At 65.4% G+C, this 25,066-nt stretch carries 21 protein-coding genes; 10 read left to right on the top strand and 11 right to left on the bottom strand.

Annotation, left to right across the window (positions count from 1 at the left end):
• Nucleotides 1-126 precede the first annotated feature (126 nt).
• From addB to QQL24_RS30765, 6 genes are all read right to left on the bottom strand, one after another.
• Nucleotides 127-3,240, bottom strand: a complete 3,114-nt coding sequence (addB, locus tag QQL24_RS30740; RefSeq protein WP_284316111.1) for a double-strand break repair protein AddB — start codon at nt 3,238-3,240, stop codon at nt 127-129.
• Nucleotides 3,241-3,283: 43 nt separating this feature from the next.
• Nucleotides 3,284-3,565 carry a type II toxin-antitoxin system RelE/ParE family toxin gene (locus QQL24_RS30745; RefSeq protein WP_284316112.1) on the bottom strand — a complete coding sequence of 94 codons (282 nt, stop codon included), beginning with the start codon at nt 3,563-3,565 and terminating at the stop codon, nt 3,284-3,286.
• 4 nt (nt 3,566-3,569) lie between these two features.
• Nucleotides 3,570-4,040, bottom strand: coding sequence for a hypothetical protein (locus QQL24_RS30750; protein ID WP_284316113.1), 471 nt, complete (start codon nt 4,038-4,040; stop codon nt 3,570-3,572).
• A 47-nt stretch (nt 4,041-4,087) separates the two neighbouring features.
• Complete coding sequence (locus QQL24_RS30755) at nt 4,088-5,365, bottom strand: DUF763 domain-containing protein (protein ID WP_284316114.1); 1,278 nt, start codon at nt 5,363-5,365, stop codon at nt 4,088-4,090.
• A 282-nt stretch (nt 5,366-5,647) separates the two neighbouring features.
• A complete protein-coding gene (locus tag QQL24_RS30760) occupies nt 5,648-6,436 on the bottom strand; it encodes an enoyl-CoA hydratase-related protein (protein WP_284316115.1) in 789 nt (262 codons plus the stop codon).
• Between the two features lie 123 nt (nt 6,437-6,559).
• Nucleotides 6,560-8,626, bottom strand: a complete 2,067-nt coding sequence (locus tag QQL24_RS30765) for an acetate--CoA ligase family protein (RefSeq protein WP_284316116.1) — start codon at nt 8,624-8,626, stop codon at nt 6,560-6,562.
• Nucleotides 8,627-8,811: 185 nt separating this feature from the next.
• Between QQL24_RS30765 and QQL24_RS30770 the strand changes: the two genes are divergently transcribed.
• The gene (locus QQL24_RS30770) at nt 8,812-9,090 is read left to right on the top strand and encodes a CopG family ribbon-helix-helix protein (protein WP_284316117.1); all 279 of its coding nucleotides are present in this window, start codon (nt 8,812-8,814) and stop codon (nt 9,088-9,090) included.
• Nucleotides 9,091-9,107: 17 nt separating this feature from the next.
• Entirely contained in the window at nt 9,108-9,368 is a 261-nt protein-coding gene (locus tag QQL24_RS30775) for a type II toxin-antitoxin system RelE/ParE family toxin (RefSeq protein ID WP_284316118.1), read from the top strand.
• 3 nt (nt 9,369-9,371) lie between these two features.
• On the opposite strand, the gene QQL24_RS30780 is transcribed toward QQL24_RS30775, so the two are convergent.
• The 3 genes from QQL24_RS30780 to QQL24_RS30790 form a co-directional block, all read right to left on the bottom strand.
• On the bottom strand, nt 9,372-10,550 hold the full coding sequence (locus tag QQL24_RS30780) for an acyl-CoA dehydrogenase family protein (protein WP_284316119.1): 1,179 nt from the start codon (nt 10,548-10,550) through the stop codon (nt 9,372-9,374).
• A 173-nt stretch (nt 10,551-10,723) separates the two neighbouring features.
• On the bottom strand, nt 10,724-12,316 hold the full coding sequence (locus tag QQL24_RS30785) for a 5-guanidino-2-oxopentanoate decarboxylase (protein ID WP_284316120.1): 1,593 nt from the start codon (nt 12,314-12,316) through the stop codon (nt 10,724-10,726).
• 214 nt (nt 12,317-12,530) lie between these two features.
• Nucleotides 12,531-13,718, bottom strand: a complete 1,188-nt coding sequence (locus QQL24_RS30790) for a pyridoxal phosphate-dependent aminotransferase (protein WP_284316121.1) — start codon at nt 13,716-13,718, stop codon at nt 12,531-12,533.
• Nucleotides 13,719-14,026: 308 nt separating this feature from the next.
• On the opposite strand from QQL24_RS30790, the gene QQL24_RS30795 reads away from it, so the two are divergent.
• Both QQL24_RS30795 and QQL24_RS30800 read left to right on the top strand, forming a co-directional pair.
• Nucleotides 14,027-14,722, top strand: a complete 696-nt coding sequence (locus QQL24_RS30795; protein ID WP_284316122.1) for an NUDIX hydrolase — start codon at nt 14,027-14,029, stop codon at nt 14,720-14,722.
• 444 nt (nt 14,723-15,166) lie between these two features.
• Entirely contained in the window at nt 15,167-16,411 is a 1,245-nt protein-coding gene (locus QQL24_RS30800) for an MFS transporter (protein WP_431310777.1), read from the top strand.
• Between the two features lie 21 nt (nt 16,412-16,432).
• On the opposite strand, the gene QQL24_RS30805 is transcribed toward QQL24_RS30800, so the two are convergent.
• Together QQL24_RS30805 and QQL24_RS30810 are read right to left on the bottom strand one after the other, a co-directional pair.
• Nucleotides 16,433-17,431: a GlxA family transcriptional regulator gene (locus QQL24_RS30805; protein ID WP_284316123.1), complete on the bottom strand. Its 999-nt coding sequence runs from the start codon at nt 17,429-17,431 to the stop codon at nt 16,433-16,435.
• 204 nt (nt 17,432-17,635) lie between these two features.
• On the bottom strand, nt 17,636-18,400 hold the full coding sequence (locus QQL24_RS30810; protein WP_284316296.1) for a HugZ family pyridoxamine 5'-phosphate oxidase: 765 nt from the start codon (nt 18,398-18,400) through the stop codon (nt 17,636-17,638).
• A 302-nt stretch (nt 18,401-18,702) separates the two neighbouring features.
• Here QQL24_RS30810 and QQL24_RS30815 point away from each other — a divergent pair, with 302 nt between their 5' ends.
• The 6 genes from QQL24_RS30815 to QQL24_RS30840 all read left to right on the top strand — a co-directional run bounded on the left by QQL24_RS30815 (nt 18,703) and on the right by QQL24_RS30840 (nt 24,447).
• On the top strand, nt 18,703-19,401 hold the full coding sequence (locus QQL24_RS30815) for a response regulator transcription factor (protein WP_068296688.1): 699 nt from the start codon (nt 18,703-18,705) through the stop codon (nt 19,399-19,401).
• A 246-nt stretch (nt 19,402-19,647) separates the two neighbouring features.
• A complete protein-coding gene (locus QQL24_RS30820) occupies nt 19,648-21,342 on the top strand; it encodes a sensor histidine kinase (RefSeq protein WP_284316297.1) in 1,695 nt (564 codons plus the stop codon).
• Between the two features lie 358 nt (nt 21,343-21,700).
• Entirely contained in the window at nt 21,701-22,756 is a 1,056-nt protein-coding gene (locus QQL24_RS30825; RefSeq protein ID WP_284316124.1) for an ATP-binding protein, read from the top strand.
• Nucleotides 22,757-22,772: 16 nt separating this feature from the next.
• Nucleotides 22,773-23,246, top strand: a complete 474-nt coding sequence (locus tag QQL24_RS30830) for an HPr kinase/phosphorylase (RefSeq protein ID WP_284316125.1) — start codon at nt 22,773-22,775, stop codon at nt 23,244-23,246.
• Nucleotides 23,247-23,536: 290 nt separating this feature from the next.
• On the top strand, nt 23,537-23,938 hold the full coding sequence (locus tag QQL24_RS30835; protein WP_284316126.1) for a PTS sugar transporter subunit IIA: 402 nt from the start codon (nt 23,537-23,539) through the stop codon (nt 23,936-23,938).
• A 167-nt stretch (nt 23,939-24,105) separates the two neighbouring features.
• Nucleotides 24,106-24,447: an HPr family phosphocarrier protein gene (locus QQL24_RS30840; RefSeq protein WP_284316298.1), complete on the top strand. Its 342-nt coding sequence runs from the start codon at nt 24,106-24,108 to the stop codon at nt 24,445-24,447.
• The last annotated feature ends 619 nt before the right edge of the window (nt 24,448-25,066 follow it).

Raw genomic sequence — 25,066 nt, forward strand, 5'->3', positions numbered from 1 at the left:
TTGAGCCTTTGCTTATGAAGAGGAGCCAGCGGACCACACCCCCTCCGTCATTGCTTCGCAATGCCACCTCCCCCAGCTTCGTGGGGGAGGCTTGCGTCGCGCCCCTTATGACAAAGTTTCGCCCTCTCACTCCTCCCCCTCCGCGCTAATCGACCATTCGCGCACGCGGGCGAGGTGGTCGTAGTCGCCATAGCGCCGGCCCTTGAACATCGGATGCACCAGGGATTTGTAGGGGGTCTCCTCCTTCTCGAATTTGTCGATCAGCGCCTTCAGGGAAGCCAGGCTCGTCTGTGCCACGTCGAGCGGCGTGACATCCTTGAATTCGAGGCGCTTCTCGCTCGGCCCCCTGGCGCCGCCGGCCAGATGCACGATCGAGGGGCTGCCCAGCACATCCGGCGCGGGCACGCCGGTGAAGCCCGCCTCCATCAGGATCGCCATTTCAAGCGCAAGCTGCGGATTGAGGCCGGATTGCACCTGCCTTGCCGTCGGTGCCTGGCCGGTCTTGAAGTCGAGCACGCTCACCCTGCCATCGAGGCCGGCTTCGATGCGGTCGGCCCGGGCGGCGAGGGTAAAGGCGCGGTCAGCCCGCGTCGGCCAGGTCAGCCGCCCCCGCACCTCGCTGCGCACACTGGCGAGATGCGGCCGCCGCTCGCGCTCCCATTCCACCAGGAAGGCGGCGATGGCGGCAAAGCGCGGCCGCCAGAAGGCGAGCACCTCGGGAAAATCGGCGAGACCGGCGAAGAGCTCGTCGCCGATGGCATGGAAACGCGCCAGCGCATCGGGCGGCACGCCATCGGCGCAGAGTTCCGCGAAGCGCTCCAGCGCCGCATGGATCAGCGTGCCGCGATCGGCGGCGCCCGGCGGCATAGCGATCTCGTCGAGTGGCTCGAGCCCGAGGATATGGCGGGCATAGATGGTGTAGGGGTCGCGCACGAGATGCTCGATCTGTGTCACCGACAGGCGCGTCGGACGCAGGGCGAGTGGTGGCGTGGGCCTCGGCGCCTTGAGCTCTGGCGGCGGCGCCTCGGTGTGATCGACGAGACGCGCCAGGGCGCAGTAGCGCTCCCCGCGCTGGTGTATGGTGTCAAAGGCCGGGCCCAGGAAGGCGCCGAGCCGCTGCAGCCAGCGCGAGGGCACGGTGGGCGAGCCGCCGCGCTTGAGGGCGCGCGTGACGACCACGTCGCCATAGCCGAGCGCCTGCTCGAAGTCATGCGCGGCGAGGCCGATGCGCTTGTCTAGCGAGGACAGGCCGATGGCGGCGCGCATCGGGCGGTTGAGCCAGGGATCTGACTTCACATCCGGCGGCCAGACGCTTTCGTCGAGACCGGCCAGCACGAGCCGGTCGACGGGCAGCAGCCGCGCTTCGAGCAGGCCGTAAATCGAGATGCGCGGATGCTTGGGCTCGCCCCCGCGCACCGAACGCCCGGCCATCAGGGCCGCGAACAGGCCGGGATATTCGAAGGGCGGCAGCGCGAGCTCGCCGGGGCCGACCGTGGCGAGATCGGTGAAGAAGCCCTGCAGTGCTTCTCCGGCCTCGCCCTCATGGAGCGCCACTTCCCCGCGCTCCTCCGGTGCAGCGAGTGCCTCGACGGCCTCTCGGTGCGCGGCGAAGAAGGTGGCGGCCGGCAGCGCTTCCTTGCGGCGCAGCAGGGCGGCGAAGGGTTCAAGCCTGGCAGTGAACGCCTCGACCAGAGCTTCGGCGCCGGCCCAGTCCTCCTCGCCGAGAGCAAGGCGAGCCGCCGGGCAATGCGGATCGGCGAGACTGGCCCGGCACAGCGCCAGCGCGGCCGAGAGCCCGGCAAGGCCGGCGGCGGGGCGTGGCCCGCGCAGGGCGCCGATCTCCAGTGCCGCCGCCGCCCGCCGCACTGCCGCACGCGGCTGGCCGAGCCGGGCGAAGGGATGCTTGAGCAAGGAGAGCAGCGCGATGGGATCGAAATCGTGCAGGGCGGCATCGAGCACCAGGCGAGCGAACAGGCCTGGCGGTGTTTCGCCCAGCGGCTGGCCGGCGCTGTCGTCGGCCTCGATGTTCCAGCGACCGAGCTCGGTGACGACGCGCCGGGCGAGCTGGCGATTGGGCGTCACCAGCGCCGCGGTGCGGCCAGGGGTGAGCAAGGTCTCGCGCAGGGCAAGCGCCGCGGCGAGTGCCTCCTCGCCCTCATGCGCCGCCTCGATCAGGGCGACGCCCGCGAAGGCCTCTTCGCTGGCGGCGGCATCGTCCCCGCGGCTGGCGACCCACAGATCCGTGGTCTCGGCCGGGCGCAAAGCCTGCGACGCCAAAGCGGCGCGCAGGGCCAGCGGCGCTGGCGGCGCGGCCACCAGGGTGACGCCATCGCGCCCCACGCCGATCGCCGCGAGCAAGGCGGCAAGGCCGGCCTGCGGATGGCTCGGCTCACCCTCCCCCCGGGTGATGGCCTGCCAGCCGGCGGCGTCGAGGTCGAGATCGAGGCCAGGCAGCACCACCGCGCCCTGGGGATGAACAGCCACGGCCTTGATGAGGTCGCGTGTGGCGGGGATCGAACCGGTGGAGCCCGCCACGATGACCGGGCCGGATTGCGGGGTTTCGGCGAGCCTTCGGGCCTGCGCCTCCAGGCGGGCATTGCGCAGCCATACGGCGTCGCCCTTGCCGATTTCCTTGAGATGCCCGGGCCAGGCCACGGTTGCGATCTCGAGAAAGCGCTGCGTGATGTCCCAATACCGGTCGTAGAGGCCGGCATGGCTGTCGCCGAGATGGGCGATGGCCTGCGGCGGCACCCGGTCGATCTGCAGCCCGTCGAGGAAACGCCCGAGCTCGGCCGCGAGCCCCGCCGCATCGCCAGGCGAGGAGGGGATTAGCAGAGGCTCCGCCGTTTCCTCGCCGGGGATGGGCAGCAGGGCCTGTTTCAGCGCCGCGCTCCATTGCAGGATCAGCCTCGTCAGCACGATCTGGCGGGAAAGTGCGGCGACGGGCTCGGGCATGTCTGGGGCGCTGCCGGCGAAGGCCACCTCGTCGTCATCGATCTCGCCCAGCGCCATCAGCCGCGGCAGCAGGGCGGCATCGGTGCCGAGACGGTCGAGGAAGATGCCGCGAAGGGCGCGGATGGCGCGGCGGGTCGGCAGGTAGATCGTGGCGCCGGCTAGCGCCAAGGGGTCATGACGAGGCGCAAAACCCGGCACCAGCCGGCCGTCCAGCAAAGCGTCGACCAGCGTCTCCAGGAAGGGCGAGCCGGGGGCGATGGTGAGGAGATTCGGGCGATGCGCCATGCGGGGAGATAAGCAGGGAGCAAACACTCATGACAAGCGAAACTCAACCAGCCGGCGGCCAAGCCTGTGCGCCGTGCAGGATGCGCACGAGTTCTACATGCGCGGTGAGCGTATAGACGACAATAAAGGGGGTCCGGGCCACCACCAGTTCTCGCGTACCCTCCAGCCTGCCTTCCCGCCCCAGAAGAGGATGATCGGCCAAGCTCTCCGCCTGCCGCTCGATCCGTCTCAACTGTTCGCCAGCCGCCGCGACATTCCCTCGCGCAATATAGGCGATGGCATTTTCGAGATCCGCGAGAGCGCTTTCGCGCCAGACGACTTTCATGGCTTCAGGAAGCTGCCGACTTCAACGCATTGCGAAGCGTCTTGAGCCGCCTTTCGACCTCATCATCCGATGCGATCGGATTGGTGCCAGCTGCAATGCCATCGATGGCTGACTGGACCTCAGCTCGAAACCAGCGATCATGCGCCACCGCTTCCCGCTGGCGGCGCAAGCGTTCGACCGTGTCAGGTCGGCGACGCTCGGCCGGGTTCACGTGATAATGCGTTGCATCGACATCGAAACGATCCATACCAAGCTCGCTTCGCACGAAACCGATAGCACTATCGACCCGTCTCCACAGGCGCATTCTATGCGATTTCTGACCCGCTACAGCACGCTCGGCTTCGCCATAACGCACAAGCACAGCCCAACCACCAGGGCGTCCGAGCACCGTCGCGCCACGGATGCCCTTCGCCTCGACCAGGCTCTTCACGGCTTTGCTGTCAATGACATCCGATGACTTTTCTGCCGGCGCCATATCCGCTCCGTTGTATATAAATAGCCGGACATTATTATCTAATTTTCTCATCCATTCAAGTTGGATCCTGTTGCATGCGAAGGATTGGGTCGCTCCCATCCGAACACGCTACGCCCGCCATAGCGATGGGAGTCACGCCTTTCCCGCGCGAACACCTCCGCCACCGTCGGCCCGCCCGGCCTGCCTTCCATCAGCCGTGCCTGATCGTCCAGGCGTTTCAGCGCGCCGAGTTCTTCCTCACGGCCGAGCCTGGCCTTCTGCACCGCCGATTTCAGAACCCCGATGGTCTGGTCATAGACCTTGATCGGCACCGGGAAGGGATGGCGGTCCTTGCCGCCATGGGCAATGGAGAAGCGGGCGGGATCGGAAAAGCGGCAGGGCGCGCCATGCACGATCTCGGCCACCATGGCGAGCGCCTCCACCGTGCGGGCGCCGATGCCCGGCACTTCCAGAAGCTCGGTGAAATCGGCGGGAGCGCGATCGGCGGCCGCCGCGAGACTTCCCTGCAGGCGGCGGACGAGGATGTCGCTCTCGCGCACATCGTGATGGGCGGGCATGACGAGATGGGGCAGGCTGAGCTGGCGGCTCTCAGGTTCAGGCGCTGCCGGCTGGGCGCGCGCGACGATGGCGGCCGCCTCGCGCGCCAGCCTGTCCGGCCCGAGCGTGGCGAGGAGATCGACCTGTCCCCGCCGCGAGCGCTCGGCGCGCCTATCGGTGAGGTTGACGATCTCGCCCCTGCCCTCGCCTTCGATGCCGGTATGGGGCGCATCAACGAAGCTCTTCAGCCCCTCGGACAGCCAGTGATAGCGCCGAGCCCGGCCGCCATCGCCATTCATGCCCTGCTGCACCACCACCCATTTGCCGTCATCGGCGATGATGAAGCCGTGCAGATAGAGTTCGAACCCATCCTGCACCGCGGCACTGTCGACCTTGGCGACCAGGCGGCTGACCCGGGCCATCGCCTGCCCGTCGAAGCCGATCCGCTCGCCGATGGCGACGAGTTCCTCGGGCGTGCGGCGCGAATGCTTGCCGCGCCCGCCGCAGACATGCAGGCCAAGCTCCTTCTCCAGGGGCTTCAGCCCGCGCTTGAGGGCGCCGAGCACGCTGGTGGTGATCCCGGAGGAGTGCCAGTCCATGCCCATCACGGCGCCGAAGGACTGGAACCAGAAGGGATGGGAGAGGCGCGAGAGCAATTCGTCGCGGCCGTAATGATGGACGATGGCCTCGCTGATCACCGCCCCAAGCCGCGTCATGCGCTCGCCCAGCCAGGCCGGCACCCGGCCGCCATGCAAGGGAAGATCAGCACTGCCTGCGCGTTGTGGCACGGGAGGGGATCCTTAGAGGAGAATGTTCACCTATTGTTCTATTATAGATTTGAACGAAAAGGAAGAGTGAAGGGTGCAACGCGAAAGCCTCCCCCACGAAGCTGGGGGAGGTGGGCCGGCGAAGCCGGCTCGGAGGGGGTGTGGGCGGAATGAGGCGGAGGAAGCAGTCGAAAGACTATGGTTCACGTGCTCTGTTCTGACCACACCCCCTCCGTCACGACTTCGTCGTGACACCTCCCCCAGCTTCGTGGGGGAGGCTCGGGTAGCGCCCCTCCTTAATGCCTACCGCCCCTTCCACACCGGCGCGCGCTTCTCGACGAAGGCCTTTGCGCCCTCGCGGGAATCCTCCGAGAGCTGCATGGCCCGATGGGCAGGCACCTTGCCGGCGGCGACGTGTTCATAGGCCTCGCGCACGCCCATGCCTTCGGTGACTGCGAGGATGGCCTTGACGGCGGCGATGGAGAGCGGGGCGTTGGCGGCGATGGTGTCGGCGAGCTGGCGCGCGGTCGCCATCAGGCGGCTGATCGGCACCACCGCGTTGGCGAGGCCCCAGCCGTGCGCCTCCCGCGCCGTGAAGCGCCGGCCGGTGAGCAGCAGCTCGGTGGCGATGGCGAGCGGGATGCGACGCGGCAGGCGCTGGATGCCGCCGGCATCGGCCACGAGGCCGACCGTCACCTCGGAGAGGGCGAATTCGGCATGATCGGCCACCACCAGGAGGTCGGCCGCCAGCGCCAGCTCGCAGCCGCCTGCGATGGCGACACCGTTCACCGCCGCGATCACCGGCTTGGTCAGGTCCCAGAAGGCGGTAAGGCCGGCAAAGCCGCCAGGGCCGAAATCGGTGTCGGGCTCCTCCTCGCCCGAGGCGGCGGCCTTGAGGTCCCAGCCGGCGGAGAAAATGCGCTCGCCCGCGCCGGTGAGAATGGCAACACGCAGATGGGGATCGTCCTGCAGGGTGCGGAAGGCGGCGTGGAGGGCCTTCGAGGTCGCCAGGTTGATGGCATTGGCCTTGGGACGGTCCAGCGTGATTTCGAGCACCGCTCCGCGGCGTGCCAGTCTGACGGCTTCGGTCATGTTGCTTCCTCACTGGGAGCGCGGACATCCTGTCCGCATCGTGGAAACGTAGCGGTTGCGGGATGGGAAGAGGCGGACATCGCGACATGCGAGCATGTCGCTGTGATGTCCGCGATCCCAGGGTCAGTCGATCATCCGGATCAGCGCATCCGCTGCCACCGCTCCCCGCCCTTCCGGCAGCACGAAGAGCGGATTGACGTCCAGCTCCACCAGCTTGTCGGCATGGCGTTCGGCGAAATCGGCGATGGCGAGGACGGCCTTGATGGCGCCGTGGATGTCGCCGCGCGGCTTGCCGCGGAAGCCTTCGAGCAGGCGCGCCATGCGCAGGCCCATCAGCTTCTCGCGGATTTCCTCCGGCGTTGTCGGCAGCAGCATCACGGCCGCGTCCTGCAGCATTTCAACCAGCACGCCGCCGGCACCCACCGTCAGGGTCGGCCCGAATTGCGGGTCGCGCACCACGCCGACGATCAGCTCGGCCACCGCCCCTTCCACCATGCGCTCGACCAGGAAGCGGTCGCCCAGATGCGACATGGAGGCGACGGCGTCGGTGACATCGGCACGCGAGCGCAGGCCGAGCCGGACGCCGCCGACATCCGACTTGTGGGCGATCTTGTCGCTGTGGATCTTGATCGCCACCGGAAAGCCGAGCGCCGCGGCGGTGGAGGCCGCCTCCACCGTGCCGGCGATGCGGCTCGGCGGCAGCTCCAGGCCGTGACGGCCGAGGAGATGCTTGGACTCATATTCCGAGAGCACGCGCGCCTTGCTGACGTCGATGCGGTTGACCGTCTTCAGCGGCACCAGCCCATTGGCGCGGGTGCGGGCAGCAGTGAAATCGGCACCATGGACGATGGCGGTGAGAGCCTCGCCCATGCCCTGCATCGGCAACACGCCATCGGCAAGCAGTGCCTTGGCGTCTTCCTCCATCATGTTCTCGGGCAAGGACGAGACCACGGCCGCGCGGGCACCGGAGGCCTTCACTGCCTTGGTGATCGCCGCCCGCGCCGCGGCAAAGCCGCCATCCGGCACCAGGCCGCGATCGGTGCGCGGCTGGTCGAGCACCAGCATGCTGAGATCGAAGCCCGAGCGCAGCATCTCGGTGAACAGGGTCGTGTTGGCCGGCTCGTCGCCCCAGATATAGGTGTGATAGTCGAGCGGGTTGGCGACATGCACCTTCTCAGTGAGAAGTTCCTGCATGCGCGTGGCGTTTTTTTCGGGGATCGGCGCGAATTCGAGACCGCGATCGGCTGCAAGATCGGCGATCAGCCCCGCCTCGCCGCCCGAGCAGCTCATCGAGGAGATGCGCCGGCCGGGCAGGCCGCCGAACAGGTGCATGAGCTTCAGCGTCTCGACGAGGGAAGGCACGTCGACAACACGGGAAATGCCATAGCGGGCGAAGAGTGCGTCATAGAGCGCGTCGGCGCCGGCAAGGGAGGAGGTGTGGCTCATCGCCATCTCCGCACCGAGCTTGGAGCGGCCCGTCTTCAGCACCACCAGCGGCACGCCCTTTTCCAGGGCCTTGATGGCGGCGGTCGAAAACAGGCCGACATCGTCGATGGACTCGATATGGATGCCGATGGCAGAGACGCGCTCGTCGGCGAGCAGCGCCTCGATATAGTCGCCATGGTCGCCGATCGCCTTGTTGCCGACAGCGATGACATAGGCGATCGGCAGGCCGCGCCGCTGCATGGTGATGTTGAGGGCGATGTTGCCGGATTGGGTGATGATGGCGACGCCCCTCTCCACGCGCTCGGCGCCATGGGTGTCGGGCCAGAGCACGCAGCCATCGAGCAGATTGAGCACGCCGTAGCAGTTCGGCCCGACAATAGGCATGCCCTTGGCGACTTCGATCAGCCGCTCCTGCAGGGCCACGCCATCTCCGCCTTCTTCCGCGAAGCCCGAGGCATAGCAGACCGCCGCACCAGCGCCACGCTCGGCGAGGGCAGCGACAACCTCAACGGTCGGTTCGCGCGGCGTCGCCACGAACACGGCATCGGGTGCCTCCGGCAGGTCGGCCACGGTCCTGTAGGCCTTGTGGCCGGCAATCTCGGTCTTTTCGGGATGAATCGGCCAGATCGGGCCGGCATAGCCGATGCGATCGCATTCACGGATGATGACAGAGGCCAGGCGCCCGCCGGCCACGGCGATGTGGCGGGGCTTCAGGAGGCGGCGGAGGCCATCGACGACGGACATAAAACGGACCTATGGGCAGGAAAGCGTGCTGAGAGCGCGAACGCTAAAGGCGGGGTTCTTGTTACAAGGTTGACGATGGTGCGCTTTTCGTCAATTGCTCTATCTTGAAGTAAGATTCTTGGCTACGGTCGCACGCTACGTGGTATGGTGTTCAAAGGTAACACCAGTGAATAGCTAAGATTCCGATGCAATCCACTACAAGCGTCAAGCTCGACACCGCCGTCAGAGAGCGCATGCAGCGCCTCGCCTCGGCGCGCCAGCGCAGCACTCATTGGCTGATGCGCGAAGCCATCGAGCAATATCTCGAACGGGAGGAGCAGCGCGAGCGCCTGCGGCAGGAGACGCTGGCGGCTTGGGAACAGTACCAAGCCACAGGGCTCCATGTCACGGCCGAGGAAGCCGATGCATGGCTTGCGAAGCTGGAGGCGGGCGAAGACGTGGACCCGCCTGAATGCCACACCTAGTCTGGTCGCCTCGTGCCTTGAGCGAAGTCTCCCGGCTCCATCGCTTTCTTGCGTCCAAGAATCCAAACGCTGCGAAACGAGCGGTCGCAGCCATCCGACAAGGCGTGCGGCTGCTGAGCGAGCAGCCGGAAATTGGCCGGTTGATCGACGATCACCCCGTTGAAATTCGTGAATGGCCGATCGGCTTCGGAGCATGGGGCTATATTGTCCGCTATCGTTACGCTCAGCAGAGCATCGTTATCCTCGCGGTGAGAGCCGGCCGGGAGGCTGGTTTCTGAAGCTCAACGCCCCTCACGCGGGCGCAGCATCTGGCGGGCGATGATCAGGCGCTGGATCTCGCTGGTGCCGTCCCAGATGCGCTCGACGCGGGCGTCCTTCCACCAGCCGGCGATGGGAAGCGTGTCCATCAGGCCCATGCCGCCGAAAGTCTGAATGGCGCGGTCGGTCAGCTTGCCGAGCATTTCGGAAGCGGCGAGTTTGGCCATGGCGAAATCGGCGTCCGTCGCCTTGCCCTGATCGAGCAGCCAGGCGGCGCGCAGAGTGAGGAGGTCGGCCGCTTCCAGCTCCACCGCGAGGTCGGCGAGCGGGAAGGACACACCCTGGAATTGCGAGATCGGCTGGCCGAACTGCTTGCGCTGGCCGGCCCAGGCGAGCGTCTCCTCCATCACGCGGCGGGCGCGGCCGACGGAAGTGGCGGCCACCGTGAGGCGGGTGGCGCCGAGCCATTCGCTCATCAGGTCGAAACCCTTGCCTTCCTCGCCGAGGAGCTGGTCGGCCGCAACCACGCAATCGTCGAAGTAGAGCTCGCAATTGTGGTAGCCGCGATGCGAGAGCGCATGCGGGCCGGGCCGCACCGTGAGGCCGGGCGTGTCCTTGTCGACCAGGAAACCCGAAATCTGGTTGCGCGGGCCGCGCTTGGTCTCCTCGGTGCCGGTGACGGCGAAGAGGATGATGAAATCGGCCTTGTCGGCATGGGAAATGAAATGCTTCTGGCCGTTGATGACATAGCTGTCGCCCAATTTGGCGTCATGTCGGCGGACGGCCTTGGTCTTCATCGAGCGCACGTCGGAACCAGCGCCAGGCTCGGTCATCGCCAGGCAGTCGACGCGATCGCCGCGCACGGCCGGCAGCAGCCAGCGCTCGCGCTGCGCACCCGTACAGCCCTGCAGGATGTTGGAGGGGCGGGCCACAACCATCTGCAGCGCGTAATTGGCGCGACCGAGCTCGCGTTCCAGCAGCGCCAGGCCGACAGCATCGAGCCCGCCGCCGCCGACCTCGACCGGCATGTTGGCGGCATAGAGGCCAAGCTCGATCGCCTTCCTCTTGATCTCGGCGGCGAGATTATCAGGAACCTCGTCGGTCTTCTCGACCAGCGCCTCGTGGGGATAGAGTTCCTCCTCGACAAAGCGGCGGACCGTCTCGACCAGCATGTCCTGCTCTTCGGTCAACGCGAACTGCATCGAAGCTCTCCCCTGAATTCCTAGAGCAATGCGCGTTTACACGCAAACGCCCATTGCTCTAACTCTTTGTTTAAACGCGTCTTTGCGATTCTTGCCGATTCCGTCAAATCGCAAAACGCTATAGCGATCTTCCGTGATTTGCAGCGGCTAAAGCGTGCTAACCGCGACATCGATCAGGCGTAATGCGACGCATCCATTTCGATGACCGTGGTAACCGGGTGCTTCGCAGCGGCCAGCATGGCGGCCTTCACCTCGCCCAGCGAGCAGGCTGCGACATGGGCGGCGCCGAAGGCCTTGGCGGCGGCGGCGAAGTCGGTGGCATGCAGCTTCACGCCGAGCGGGGCGATCTGGTTGCGGACCATGTATTCCTCGATCTCGCCATAGCGCTGGTCGTTCCACAGCAGCACGATGATCGGCGCGCCGGCATCGGCGGCGCTGGCAAGTTCGGGCAAGGTGAACTGCAACCCGCCGTCACCGATGATGCAGACGACCGGCACATCGGGTCGCGCCACCTTGGCGCCGATCGCCGCCGGCAGGGCATAGCCGAGCGTGCCGAAGCCAGTGGCGGCGCTCATCCAGCGCCGCGGCGCCGGCGGCTCGGCCATGAAATTGCCGCCATAGCTCGCCGCGGTGGAATCGGCGGCGACCACGGCGTCCGGCAGCACCTGCCAGAGGGCCTCGAGCAGCGGGCGATGGCGCGTATAGCGTGGATCGGCGCCCTCCATGCGCGCGATGCGCAGTCGCTCCGCATAGGCACGGCCGTTGGGGACTGCCTCCACCAGGGGTGCCAGGGCGGCGGCGAAGGCGCCGGCATCGCCGACAACCGGCAGGGCCGAAGGGACATTGCGGTGGAGCTGGCGGGCGTCGATATCGACACGGATCACCGGACCGTTCAAGCCGAGGCCCTCATTGCCATACCAGAATTCGGTCTCGCCGAGTTCGGTGCCGAGCGCCAGGATAAGGTCGGCCTCGCCGATGGCGGCGTGCAGCGCCGATGTCAGCATGCAGCCGCCCGCCAGCAGCGGGTGGCCGGGAGGCAGGATGCCCTTGGCGTTGGCGGTGAGCAGGGTGGCGGCGCCGAGCCTGTCGATCAGGCCTCGCACGGCCTGCGCCCCGAGCACACAGCCCCCGCCCGCGATCACCAGCGGGTTGCTCGCCCCGGCGATCAGGGCTGCTGCGGCCTCGACATCGCCGGCGGCGGGCGGCGGCGGGCCGGCGGGCTTGCGCAGGGACGTAACCGGGCCGGAGAAAGGCTCAGACAGGAGATCGATCGGGATCTCGATCAGCACCGGGCCGGGGCGGGCGGAAGCGAGGAAGGCGAAGGCCTCGTCGAGGGCGGGGATGAGCTGCTCGCCCGTCAGCACCGTCAGCGCCAAAGCCGAGACCTCGCGGCCAACCACCGACTGGCCGCGCAATTCATGCAGCCGCCCCTCGCCGCGCCCGAGCGTGGCGCGCGGGTTCAGCGTGGTGATCACCAGCATGGGGATGGAGTCGGCCAGCGCCTGGCCCATGGCGGTGGCGATGTTGAGCAGGCCCGGCCCGGTGACGATGAAGCAGGCGGCGGGCTTGCCACTGGCCCTGGCATAGCCGTCGGCCATGAAGCCGGCGCCCTGTTCATGGCGTGGCGTGATATGGGTCAGCCCCGAACCCGGCAGGCCGCGATAGAGCTCCACCGTATGCACGCCGGGGATGCCGAAGACCGTATCGATGCCGCGCTCGACCAGAAGCTGCGGGATGAGCGTGCCGAGATGCGGATGATCGGTCATAGACCCCCCTGGAGCGCGGACTTCCAGTCCGCTTTTTGGAAACACTGACTTTTATAGTGGAGAGCGCGCCCTTCCTGGGATCGCAGGCATCCTTGCCTGCTCTTGGAAACGATGCGCTCGCAGGAGAGAAACGAGGAGTGGCGGTCTCCGACCGCCATTCTAGGAAAGGAGGGGCTTGGGGCAGGGAAGATGGCGGTCGGAGACCGCCACTCCATTACGCCGCCTTGCCCTGCGTTAGACGGATCGCCAGACGCACCATGCGGGCTGCCGCCTCGCGCAGCTGGTCGGCATCGGCGCTGAGGCTGACGCGGATATGCCCCGCCGCCTGCTGGCCGAAGGAACTGCCCGGCATCACCGCGACATTCTCCTCGTTCAGCAGCCGCCAGGCGAAGTTCTCTCCGTCCAGGCCCGTGCCTGTCACGTCCACCATGGCGAACATGCCGCCCTCCGGCTTCGAGCAACGCAAGCCCGGCGCGTTGGCGAGGACCTCGGGCAGGATCTCGGCGCGGCTGCGGAAGCTCTCGACCATCTTGGCGCATTCGTCGAACTCGGCGCTGAGCGCGAAGGCGGCCATGTCCTGGATGAAGGGCTGGCCACCGAACAGCATCATTTCAGAGAGCGGCAGCATGCGCTCGATGAAATCGACCGGCCCGACGCACCAGCCGGCACGCATGCCCGGCAGCATGTGGGATTTGGAGATCGAGGAGACCACCACCGTGCGCTCCGCCGCCTCCGGCATGTCGAAGGGGGAGACGAAGGGCGAGCCATAGGCCATGGTCTCGTAGACCTCGTCGGAGACGATCCAGAGGTCATGGCGCACGCAGACATCGACGATGGCGGCGATTTCGTCATGCGTCAGCGTGGCGCCGGTGGGATTGTGCGGCGAGTTGAGCAACAGCACGCGCGAGCGCGGCGTGATGCGGGCTTCGAGATCCTCGGCCTGCAGATGGAAGCCCTTGGCCGGATCGAGCGGCACCAGCACCATATCAGCGCCGCTGGCGCGGATCACGCCCTCATAGGTGGCATAGAGCGGGTCGCCCACCAGCACCTCGTTGCCTGCCTCCGCCAGCGCGGAGATGACGGTATAGAGCGCCGTCTGCGTGCCCGGCATATAGGCGGCATTGTCGGTGGTGATGGCGCGGCCGGTGCGCCTGGCATATTTGGCGGCGATCGCCTCCAGCACGGAGGTCTCCCCGCGCCCGCCCGAATATTTGGTGCGGCGGGCCTGGAGGCTCGCGATGGCGGCGTCGATCAGGGCCTGCGGGGCAGGCGTATCCGGCTCGCCGATGGCAAGCTCGATGATATCATGGCCGGAGAGGACCCGGCGGCGAGCCTCGCGATGCACGGCCCATTTCGCGGCGCCCAAATCAGCCAGACGATCGGTGACGGAAGCAAAACGCACGACACACTCCTGCAGAAAACCCCGGCAGGTCCGGACAACCGTCACGGACGCTGGGAAAGATTGGGAATCGAAAGTGGACATGGCTGGGCTCGCGTCACTGCGCGAATTGCCCCGACTTCCTCCGTCGACTCTTCTGATATGGGCAAGCGGATATCACGACGCGCGATCCAGTGTAACCCCCAAGACTTCTGCACCCCAATGGCATTCTGCCCGTGTGCGCGGCCGGCTGGATGACGCACGACGCCGTCGTCACTGCCGTTTGCGACATCGGGAATTGCAAGTTGCATAGTGTATCTTATGCTGAGCCCATGCCCCACCCTCTCCCCTCCGGCCCCGAACAGCGCCCGATCGCCACCGTCGACATCGTCATCGTCACCCTGAGCGAGGGCGCGCTGCGCCTTGGTCTGCAGCGCCGGGATCGCGAACCGCACAAGGGCGAGCTCGCCCTCATCGGCGGCTATGTCCGCCCCGAGGAGGACGGCGACATCGAAGCCTCGGCCCGGCGCATCCTGGCCGACAAGGGGCGGCTGACGGGCCTTTATCTCGAGCAGCTGCGCAGCTTCGGCGGTCCCTCCCGCGATCCGCGCGGCTGGTCGATCTCCATCGCCTATCTCGCTCTGGTGCCGGAAGCGACGCTGCGGGCGGCCGAGACACGGGGTGCGCCGCCCTTCGAGCTCATCGATCCCGACCGCTGCCCTCGCCTGCCCTTCGACCACGGCCGCATCATCGCCGCCGCCCTGCAGCGGCTGCGCTCCAAGGCGAGCTATTCCACGCTGCCCGCCTTCCTGCTCGGCTCCCAGTTCACCCTGCCCGAGCTCAAGAGCGTCTACGAGACGGTAATGGGCACCCCCCTCAACGACAGCGCCTTCCGCCGAAAGCTGATGGAGATGCATATCCTCGAAGAAGTGGAAGCCAAGGCCGCCGCCACAGCCGAACGCAAACGCCCGGCCCAGTTGTATCGGCTTGCGAAGGAGACGCTGACCGAGTTCGACAGGACGGTGTGATCCTGGGAGCGCAGGTGTCGTGCCCATAGGTGCTGACTTTGCGAGGAAGGGCGCAGGATTGGAGTGTCGATCACTGATCGACAATCTTGGAAACGATCATTTTGCGAGGAAGGAAGAGGGCGATCGGTGATCGCCCTTCCGGTTTCCACCGCCACGCTTCGCAAAGTCAACGCCTATGGGCGTCTTTCCTGGCCGCTTCTTTCCATCACTCGCCGCGTTTCCAAGAGCGGACGGGACGTCCGCGCTCCCAGGTATGGCTCGCGCCCCAGCCATGCTGAAATGCAAGGTTGAATCGATTTACAAATCGCCTGACAAAAGCGATATTGCGACGCAATAAAAGCTTCCCAACCCGCTGAATTTAAGCCTTTTCCAACCGGCGATGACCCATCGCGCGGCCTGTTGCTTAGTTCGTTTGCAGTATCGTTCATATTTGAAAGCCCTTTCGTGACCCAGCCGGCCACTTCCTCCTTTTCCGACCTTTCCGTCGAGACCCAGACCCGCCGCTTCAACCCCGCCTGGATCGAATTCGCCCTCGCCGTGGGCGCCTTTGGCGTAGGCGCCGGCGAATTCGCCAGCATGGGCATCCTGCCCAATGTCGCACAGGGCCTTGGCATCACCGAGCCGCAGGCCGGCCACATGATCAGCGCCTACGCGCTCGGCGTGGTGGTTGGGGCGCCGGTCATTGCCGTGATCTCCGCGAAGATGGCGCGCCGCACGCTGCTGCTCTGGCTGATGGTGGTCTTCGCTCTTGGTAATGCCGCCAGCGCGCTCGCCGGCAACTACCCCTCGCTGGTCGGCTTCCGCTTCCTCGCCGGCCTGCCGCATGGCGCCTATTTCGGTGTCGCCTTCCTGGTGGCCGCCGGCATGGCCGAACCCAACCGCCGGGCGCAGGCGGTGGGGCGCGTGATGCTCGGCATCACCCTCGCGACGCTGGTCGGCTCGCCGGTGGCGACCTGGCTGGGACAGGCGCTCGGCTGGCGGCTCGCCTTCACCGCGGTGGCAGCCATCGGCGCACTGACGGCCCTGCTGATCTGGATCTTTCTGCCGCTCGACAAGATTCAGGCCGGCGCGAGCCCCCTGCGCGAGCTCGGCGGGCTCAAGCGCAAGCAGGTCTGGCTCACTTTGGCGATCCCCGCCATCGGCCTCGGCGGCATGTTTGCCGTCTATTCCTATATCGCCTCCACCTTGACGCAGCTTTCCGGCTTTTCGCCCGCCTTCGTGCCGGTGGCGCTGGTGCTGTTCGGCATCGGCATGAATGTCGGCAATGTCGTCGGCTCGCGCCTTGCCGACAAGGCGCTGATGCCCACCATCGGCGGCATGCTGGTCTGGGTGATCGCGGTGATGGCGCTCTATTGGCTCACGGCCTCCAATCCCTGGATGGTGTCGCTCTGCATCTTCCTGATCGGCTGCAACTTCGCCATCTGCCCGGCCGTGCAGACCCGCCTGATGGATGTTGCCGGCGATGCGCAGACGCTCGCCGCCGCCCTCAACCATTCCGCCTTCAACATCGCCAACGCGCTGGGCGCCTGGCTCGGCGGCGTCGCCATCGCGGCCGGCTTCGGCTGGGCCTCGACGGGCTGGGTCGGCGCGGTACTGGCTGCCGGCGGCCTTGCGGTGTTCCTGGTCTCCTGGGCGCAGGAGCGGGCCGACAAGAGCGATATGAATTCCGAGCCAGTGGCAGCGGTCTAACGGACCTGCCCCCCGTGCCCTTCACGCCGCCTGGCGTGCCGCGAACCGCCGTCGGTAGTCACGTGGCGAAAGCCCCGTCACCTTGAAAAACACCTTGCGGAACGCCGCCGGGTCCTCATAGCCGACCGACCAGGCCACCTGGTCGACATTGCGGTTGGTCATTTCCAGAAGGCCGCGCGCCTTGCTGACGCGGATGTGCTGGAAATATTCCGTCGGCTTCAGCCCGGTCGCCTTGTGGAAGCGGCGCAGGAAGGTGCGCTCCTCGAGGCCCGCCTGGCCCGCCATCTCTGCGAGCGAGACTGGCCGCAGGTCGCCCTCCCCTGTCTCCTGGGCCTGCAGCCAATGCTGCACCTTGAGCACAGCCTCGTCGCTATGGCGCAGGTTCGGCGAGAAATTGCTGTAATAACGCTGCTCGCGTCCGGGCGGGTCGACCAGCAGGAAGCGTGCCGTCTCCAGCATCACGGCCGGGCCGAGCAGCCGCTCGACCAGCGTCAGGCCGAGATCGGTCCAGGCCATGATGCCGCCGGCGGTGATGACATCGCCGTCGTCGATGATCATCTGGGCGGTGTCGATCTCGATGTCGGGAAAGCGCTGGGCGAGCGCCTGCGCAAAGCTCCAATGCGTCGTCACCGGCCGGCCCGAGAGCAGGCCCGTCTCGGCGAGGACAAAGGCGCCGGCGCAGACCGAGCACAGCATTGCGCCCTCTTCGTGCTGGCGGCGCAGCCAGGGGGCGAAACGGGCCGAAATCTCGCGGGACGGCAGGGAGCCGAGGCCCGGCAGGGCGACGATCGCGACCGGCCCGTGCTCGGCCGATCCTTGCGTGTCGACGGCGCAGGCGATCTCACCGTCCTCGGCGATCTTCCATTGGCTTACCCGGATGCCCGACGCCGCCGAATCGACGCGACGGCTGGCGATCTCATTGGCCGCCTCGAACAGGTCGACCATGCCATAGACCGCGGCCGTACGCACGCCAGGATAGAGCAGCAAGCCGACTTCGGGTAATTTGTTACCTTTAGACATCTGTCAGTTTTGCCTTGGGATGAGCGGCAGAGCGATCCCTAGCATGTGCTTGTAAGGCGATTCAATGCTTTACAGCCCGGATGGGGAGGGCGAAGGAAACGCGGCCGATTCCTGGGACCGCAGGTGTCCCGCCTGCTCTTGGAACCAGTTCGCTTGCGGGAAAGGAAGAGGCAGGCGAGACGCCTGCGGTCCCAGGAACGTCCCCTACCCCCGCGCCTCAGCGGCCATCGCCACGAGCGCCTTGCGTAACGCACTTGCATCCACCACCCGCTCCGCAAACAGCACGCGCGCCGTCTCGTCGGCGAAAGCCATGTCGATGCCCTCGGGATCGATGCCCGTGAGGCGCCAGGGGCCGTCCCGGGTGCCCGCGAGCTTCGTGGCGTAGAGCCTGACAGCATCGGCGTGGTCGGCGTTCATATGCTCGATCGCGCCGGCTTCCGCCTCGAGCAGCGCTTCCGCGCCGCTGCAATCGGTCAGCAATTCCTCGGCCGACAGGCGCGCCGCCCGGGCAAAACCGCCATTGAGATGGCCGCCGGTCAGCGCCACCTTGAAGAAGCTGAAATCGGGAAAGCCGGCATAGAGGGCGGATTTGGGATGGCGTGCCAGAAAGCGGGTCTTCACGGCCTCGCCCTCGGCGATCTCGGCCCGGCCCATCACTGTCAGCCGGGCATGGGCCAGTGGATCGCCCTTGCCGCCCTCGCTGAGGAGCAGCGAAATGCGCGCATCCTTCTCGATATTGGCGCGATGGGCTGCGAGCCTGGAGAGGAGCAGCAAGGGCGAGCCGTCGACATCCGTGGCCACATTGACGAGGCTCGCGAAGGGCGAGCTGTCCTCAGCGTCGATGGTGGCCAGGGCGCCCGCCCGAATGCGCCGCAGCAACGCTTTCGCCTCCGCGACCGGCTCGAAATCGACGGGTTGACCGGCCGGGTTCGGCTGGCCGGGCTGGCGCGTGGTATCGGTGCTGGACATCGGGTTGAAGACTCGCCTCACCTGCAATTCCTGGAGCAAAAACGCGTTTGGGCAGAAACGCCGTTTTGAGCCAGTTCCTTGCCTTGACGCGTTTTTGCGATTCGCGGCGATCCCTGTCAAATCGCAAAACGCTTTGGAAATTGTCGCTTTATTACCAATAAGCAATCAGAAGAACAGATTTGCCGCGATAATTTCACACTTCCGCCCGTTTGAGCGTAGAATGCGGGAGAATCTATGGTGATTTGCGTTCGGCAGCACCATAATAAGCTTAGCGGTTTGCCCCGCTCACTGTGAGGAATGCAATGCCAACGATCGCACTGGTCGATGACGACCGTAATATCCTGACGTCGGTTTCCATCGCCCTGGAAGCAGAAGGCTATCGCATCCAGACCTATAATGACGGCATGTCGGCGCTCGATGGACTGAAGGCCAATCCGCCGGACCTCGCCATCTTCGACATCAAGATGCCACGCATGGACGGCATGGAGCTGCTGCGCCGCCTGCGCCAGAAGTCCGAGCTGCCGGTGATCTTCCTGACCTCCAAGGATGAGGAAATCGACGAACTCTTCGGCCTCAAGATGGGCGCCGACGATTTCATCCGCAAACCCTTCTCGCAGCGCCTGCTGGTCGAGCGCGTGAAGGCGGTTCTGCGCCGCTTCCAGCCCAAGGACGCCGCCGCCACCAAGGCTTCGGATGCCAAGATCCTCGAGCGCGGCCTGCTGCGCATGGATCCGGAACGTCACACCTGCACCTGGAAGGGCGAGGCGGTGGTGCTCACCGTCACCGAATTCCTGATCCTGCATGCCCTCGCCCAGCGCCCCGGCGTGGTGAAGAGCCGCAACGCCCTGATGGATGCTGCCTATGATGACCAGGTCTATGTCGACGACCGCACGATCGACAGTCACATCAAGCGCCTGCGCAAGAAATTCAAGCAGGCCGATGATGATTTCGAGATGATCGAGACGCTGTATGGCGTCGGCTACCGCTTCAAGGAAGCGTGACAGGACCTGTCACCGGAGGCTCCGGGGCTCTCTCCCCGCAGAGGAGAGAGGGAGCATCGCGCCGGAAGGGCTACGCCAGCCTTCCCCGAAAACGATGCGACCGCCACGTCTGTAGCATTGGTTCCGGTTCAGGACGCGGATCCGATGCTATAGTCATGCTCCATCGATCCTGAGGCTGCTTTGCTCGACAGAAACACCACCCCCGAGCGCGAGACCGGAACCGCCGAGGCTCCCAGGCCCCGGTCGATGCTCCGACGGCGTCTACGCCGGCTGCTGCGCATCGTGGCGGTGCAGACTTTTTCGAGCCTGACGCGCCGCATCGTGGTGCTCAACCTCGCCGGGCTGGTCGCCCTGGTGGTCGGCATCATCTATCTCAACCAGCTTCGCGAAGGGCTTATCGACGCAAGCGTGAAGTCGCTCCTGACGCAGGGCGAGATCATGGCGAGCGCGGTCGCCGGCTCGGCCACAGTCGAACAGGGCTCGATCAACATCGATCCGGAAAAGCTCCTGGAGCAGCGGGCCGCCACTGACGACGACAGCGACGATTCGACGTTGCTGGACTTCCCGCTCAACCCGGAAAAGGTCGCGCCCTTGATGAAGCGCCTGGTCTCGCCGACCACGCTGCGCGCCCGCGTCTATGACAAGGACCTCAATCCGGTCATCGATTCGGATAATCTGTTTCTCTATTCCGATATCATTCGCTCGGACCTGCCCAAGCCCAAGGAAGAGCCGAGCCTGGGCGAGAAGATCTGGAATGTTGTCAAGCGCCTGGTCTTCCGCTCCGACGCCCCGCTTTACAAGGAGCTCGGCAACCAGAACGGCAAGGGTTACAGCGAGGTGCGGGCCGCCTTGGACGGCACGCCCTCCTATCTCGTGAGCGTCGATGAACGGAACGAATCGATCGTCGCGGTCGCCGTGCCGATCATCCGCTTCAAGACGGTGCTCGGCGTCTTGCAGCTCTCCACCCGTCCCGGCGACATCGACGGGATCGTCACGGCCGAGCGCGTCGCCATCCTGCGCGTGTTCGCTGTCGCCGCCGTGGTGATGGTGATCCTTTCCATCCTGCTGGCGAGCACCATCGCCGGCCCGATCCGGCAATTGGCGCGGGCGGCCGAGCGGGTGCGCTACGGCGTGAAATCGCGGCAGGAGATTCCGGATTTCACCGAGCGCTCCGACGAGATCGGCCATCTGTCCGGGGCGTTGCGCGACATGACCACCGCTTTGTTCAAGCGCATCGAGGCGATCGAGAGCTTCGCGGCCGACGTCGCACATGAATTGAAGAATCCGCTGACCTCCCTGCGCTCGGCGGTGGAAACCCTGCCGCTCGCCCGCAGCGAGACCTCGCGCGACCGGCTGCTGGAGGTGATCCAGCACGATGTACGCCGTCTCGACCGCCTGATCTCCGACATCTCGGACGCCTCCCGCCTCGATGCCGAATTGCTGCGAAACAGCGCCGAGCCCGTCGATGTCGTCAAGGTGCTGACCGCTCTCACCGATGTGTTCAACAGCGTGGAGCGCGACGACGGCGTGACGGTGCGGCTGGCCATCCCTATGGGGCTGCCCGCGACCGCCTTCTTCGCCAATGGTCATGATTCCCGGCTCGGCCAGGTCATCAACAATCTCGTCGACAATGCGCGCTCCTTCTCGCCGAGGGACGGCGAGGTGCGCATCAATTTGCGCCGCAACAAGAACGACATCGAGATCGCCGTCGAGGATGACGGGCCCGGCGTACCTGAGCATGCCCTGGAGCGGATCTTCGAGCGCTTCTATACCGATCGGCCGGAGGAGCAGGGCTTTGGCCAGAATTCCGGCCTGGGCCTGTCCATCTCCAAGCAAATCATCGAGGCCCATGGCGGGACGCTCTGGGTCGAGAACCGCAGGAATGGCGAGGAGATGCTCGGCGCCCGCTTCGTCGTGCGGCTGCCGGCCGCGGCGCCCTGACGCGGTTTACCTCCGGACTGAATCACCAGGAATCGCAAAATGCTTCTGTTTCCAGTGAGTTAATTCGGAACAGTGTCGACCTGAACGCATTTTGCTCTAGGCAGCCCTTCGTTGGCAGACCAACGCCTCGTCCGCTTAGTTCTTTGTTCTATCGCAGATTCTCGTCGGAAAACCGTGTGGCACTTTTCCGGAATCTGCTTGGGGCCGTCCACACGTCCCCGGGACGTTTTGGCCCACTTTATACGGGCGCTGTGGAAGAATATAATAAGAGTTGCCGGCTTCCTGCCATGAAACACGAAGCTCGTCTTCTGCGTTATGACGGGAACACCGGGTGAGCTGAAACATTTGGCTTGCAGTGATGATCGGTATTGTTCTCGTCGCTCACCATCATCTGGCCAGTGAATTCCTGGCAACCCTCGAGCATCTTGCCGCGCGGCAGAGCGGTATTGAGGCGGTCGACGTCTGTCCCGGCGACGACATCGAGGCGAGGAGAAAGGAGCTTCGCGCGGCAATCCGGCAGGTCGATTCCGGCGAAGGGGTGATCGTCCTCGCTGATCTGCTTGGCGAGATCCCTGGCAACCTCGCCATGTCCGTGGCCGACAATGAGAATGTCAGGGTCATGGGCGGCCTCAGCCTGCCCATGCTGCTGAAGCTGACGAGGACGCGCGCCACGCTTTCGCTTGCGCAGGCTCTCGAACCCTTCGCGATGGAGGAGGCCGAGGGCCTGCCGGCCGACGTGGCGCACGAACTCAAGAACCCGCTGACCTCGCTCCGCTCGGCCGTCGAGACGTTGCCGCGCGCCAGGAGCGAAGCCTCACGCGACAGGCTGCTCGAAGTCATCCAGCACGATGTGCGCCGGCTCGACCGCCTGGTCTCGGATATCTCGGACGTCTCCCGCCTCGATGCCCAATCCCTGCGTGCCGGGGCCGAGCCCCTGGATATGGCGCAATTCCTCATCGCCCTTACCGACGCCTATAATACGGTGAGGCGCAATGAGGGCGCGCAGGTGCGCCTAAGCGTGGCCGAGGAGCGTCCCCACGCCCCGCTTCTCATCAGGGCCGATGCCCTGCGGCTGGAGCAGGTGATCAACAACATCGTCGACAATGCCCGCTCCTTCTCGGCGCCGACCGCGGAAGTGCGCGTCAACCTCCACCGCAGGGGCGATGACGTCGAGGTCACCATCGACGACGACGGGCCAGGCATCCCCGAACAGGCGCTCGAGCGGATCTTCGAGCGCTTCTATTCCGACCGCCCCGGCGAAACGCAGGCCAACGGGCATTCGGGGCTCGGGCTGGCCATCTCGCGGCAGATCGTCGAGGCGCATGGCGGCCTGCTCTGGGCCGAGAATCGCAGGAGCAGCGCCGATATCCTCGGCGCCCGCTTCGTCATCCGCTTGCCGGGCCTGGCGGACTGAGCCAGACTGCCGACCTATGCCTTCCGCCCCCACCATTCACGCCACCTGTTTCGTGCTCGACGGGCGCGGCATCCTGCTGCGCGGCGAGTCGGGCGCGGGCAAGAGCCGCCTTGCGCTGCACTTCATCGAGACGGCGGCGGAGCAGGGGCGCATGGCCAGGCTGGTGGGTGACGACCGTGTCTATATCGAGGCGATCGAGGGGCGACTCGTCGCCTCCGTTCCCGCTGCGATCGCCGGTCTGATCGAGCGGCGCAGTCGGGGATTGCGGGATGCCGGCATCGAAAACATCGACTTCCAGCCCTCTGCGCCGGTGTCGCTTGTTGTGGATATCCTGCCCGATGCCGAAGTTTTCGCCGAGGCCGGCAAAAAAATTCACCGCATCCGGCTCGAAGGCATCGAATTGCCTTATCTGGCCGTTCCGCGCGATTTTGCGAACGCCGTTGCATTAATAGAGCAGATTCTGCCCAAACTGGAACAGTCTCAGGGGTGAATTCCACTCTTGCGGGCAGTCATCGTCCTTAACAAAGCGTTGACGCGTATGGCCGCGATGTGACGAGACTGCGACAATGTGAGCCGCTGGGAGACTTGTTTTTGTGCAACGCGAGAATAATATCACGCCCCGAAAGCTACGGGTTGTGGGGCGCCGCCAAAGCGCCTTGACCGTGCGTTGCGGAGGCGTCGTCTCATTTTGCTCAACACCGGGTGGCGCGAAAGCGAAAGTGGCCTGGATTGTTGTCGCGATAGCGACGGCGACCCCAAAGATTCGATGCGGATCACCCGATGATCGGCATGGTTCTCGTTACGCATGGTCATCTTGCGACCGAGTTTTTGTCGGCTCTCGAACACGTCGTGGGGCCGCAGCGTAATGTCGAGGCCATCGATATCGGCCCCGAAGACGATGTCGAGCAAAGACGGCGCGACATCATCGATGCGATCGGCAGGGTCGAAACCGGCTCTGGCGTCGCGGTGCTCACGGATATGTTCGGAGGAACACCTTCTAATCTGGCTATATCCGTGATGAGTGGCCCTTCGATCGAGGTCGTGGCCGGAATCAACCTTCCTATGCTTGTCAAACTGGCGCGCCTGCGCAGCGAGGTTCCCCTCGCCGAAGCAGTCACCCGCGCCCAAGAGGCTGGCCGGAAATATATCAATATCGCCAGTCGTGTGTTGTCAGGCCAATGATTCGACGTTCTCTCAATCTCGCTGTACATGACCAATTCGCCGACGGGGCTATGGTAGCCCCGGTGGCCTATACCAACCCCTGGGCCAAATGCTGGGGTTCGAGCGCACCCGCCGGTTGTGCGCCGATCCAGATGCAGGCGGAAATCTCCTCGTTGCATGGGCAGCAGATGCAAGCAGGCAGCACTGACGAAGAACCCTGTCTCGAGCCGGATTCGGCGCCGGCGCCAACCACTGAAGGCGGCATTGTCCGCATCCTGCCCATCATCAACAACAAGGGCCTGCATGCCCGCGCTTCGGCGAAATTCGTGCAGACGGCCGAAGGTTTCGATGCCGATGTGAGGGTCACCCGCTGCGGCGAGACCGTCGGCGGCCAGTCGATCATGGGCTTGATGATGCTGGCTGCGGCGCGCGGCACCACCATCGTGGTCGAGACCTCGGGCAAGGACGCCCGCCCCTGCATGGACGCTCTGGAAGCCCTGCTAGCGGACAAGTTCGGCGAGGAAGCCTAAAAACAAAACCCGTTCGGTCGAAACGTTCTCCCGGCTTGCCTCTCTGGGAGCGGAAGCATTTCGCGATTTTAGGTGCTTCCGTCGGAAAACAAGACGCTCCGATTACAAAATCGTGATCGAAACGGCCCGGCTCCGGCAGACGGAGCGGCCCCCGTCCGCAAAGCCGGCTTGCATGATGCCGTCCTGCGCTTCTCCTCCAAAATCGCTGAAAACAACCGAAAATCCGTCTTTTGTATTCGAAGGCCGGAGCGAATTTCTGCGCCGGAAAACCCGCGCGAGGGGAAGATCATTCTGCACGCATAGGCAGCAATATATCTTCACCAAAAGTCATGCTTTCGCCGCAATCCAGCCAAGGAGCCGCCCTAGCCCGGAGTGAATTTCCTTGGCGTTACCTCGGCACCCGGTTCGGCGCAAGCCGGAAACCTCAGCCCCCCAGCCCCCCGACTTTTGCTGGACCGGGTCCGCCGAGGTGGCGTATTTGTACGAGTAAATTCAGGCCGATCCTTGCAAAAGGTCGGCCTTTTTGCTGTTGTCCGCGCTCCCAGCACCCTTGAAACACCCGCGCAAATTGTCCATCTGTGCAGCGGCGTTTCCGCCCCTTTGGACAATCATCAAGAGT

Origin of the sequence: Labrys miyagiensis (assembly GCF_030160835.1) — a bacterium.
Taxonomy (GTDB): Bacteria; Pseudomonadota; Alphaproteobacteria; order Rhizobiales; family Labraceae; genus Labrys; species Labrys miyagiensis.

Coding starts and splice junctions, on each gene's coding strand:
- QQL24_RS30745 (WP_284316112.1), bottom strand. CDS start 3,565: ATGAAAGTCGTCTGGCGCGAAAGCGCTCTCGCGGATCTCGAAAATGCC.
- QQL24_RS30835 (WP_284316126.1), top strand. CDS start 23,537: ATGATCGGCATGGTTCTCGTTACGCATGGTCATCTTGCGACCGAGTTT.
- QQL24_RS30780 (WP_284316119.1), bottom strand. CDS start 10,550: ATGCAGTTCGCGTTGACCGAAGAGCAGGACATGCTGGTCGAGACGGTC.
- QQL24_RS30770 (WP_284316117.1), top strand. CDS start 8,812: ATGCAATCCACTACAAGCGTCAAGCTCGACACCGCCGTCAGAGAGCGC.
- QQL24_RS30820 (WP_284316297.1), top strand. CDS start 19,648: ATGCTCCGACGGCGTCTACGCCGGCTGCTGCGCATCGTGGCGGTGCAG.
- QQL24_RS30830 (WP_284316125.1), top strand. CDS start 22,773: ATGCCTTCCGCCCCCACCATTCACGCCACCTGTTTCGTGCTCGACGGG.
- QQL24_RS30785 (WP_284316120.1), bottom strand. CDS start 12,316: ATGACCGATCATCCGCATCTCGGCACGCTCATCCCGCAGCTTCTGGTC.
- QQL24_RS30750 (WP_284316113.1), bottom strand. CDS start 4,040: ATGGCGCCGGCAGAAAAGTCATCGGATGTCATTGACAGCAAAGCCGTG.
- QQL24_RS30760 (WP_284316115.1), bottom strand. CDS start 6,436: ATGACCGAAGCCGTCAGACTGGCACGCCGCGGAGCGGTGCTCGAAATC.
- QQL24_RS30765 (WP_284316116.1), bottom strand. CDS start 8,626: ATGTCCGTCGTCGATGGCCTCCGCCGCCTCCTGAAGCCCCGCCACATC.
- QQL24_RS30805 (WP_284316123.1), bottom strand. CDS start 17,431: ATGTCTAAAGGTAACAAATTACCCGAAGTCGGCTTGCTGCTCTATCCT.
- QQL24_RS30825 (WP_284316124.1), top strand. CDS start 21,701: ATGATCGGTATTGTTCTCGTCGCTCACCATCATCTGGCCAGTGAATTC.
- QQL24_RS30815 (WP_068296688.1), top strand. CDS start 18,703: ATGCCAACGATCGCACTGGTCGATGACGACCGTAATATCCTGACGTCG.
- QQL24_RS30840 (WP_284316298.1), top strand. CDS start 24,106: ATGCAAGCAGGCAGCACTGACGAAGAACCCTGTCTCGAGCCGGATTCG.
- addB (WP_284316111.1), bottom strand. CDS start 3,240: ATGGCGCATCGCCCGAATCTCCTCACCATCGCCCCCGGCTCGCCCTTC.
- QQL24_RS30810 (WP_284316296.1), bottom strand. CDS start 18,400: ATGTCCAGCACCGATACCACGCGCCAGCCCGGCCAGCCGAACCCGGCC.
- QQL24_RS30795 (WP_284316122.1), top strand. CDS start 14,027: ATGCCCCACCCTCTCCCCTCCGGCCCCGAACAGCGCCCGATCGCCACC.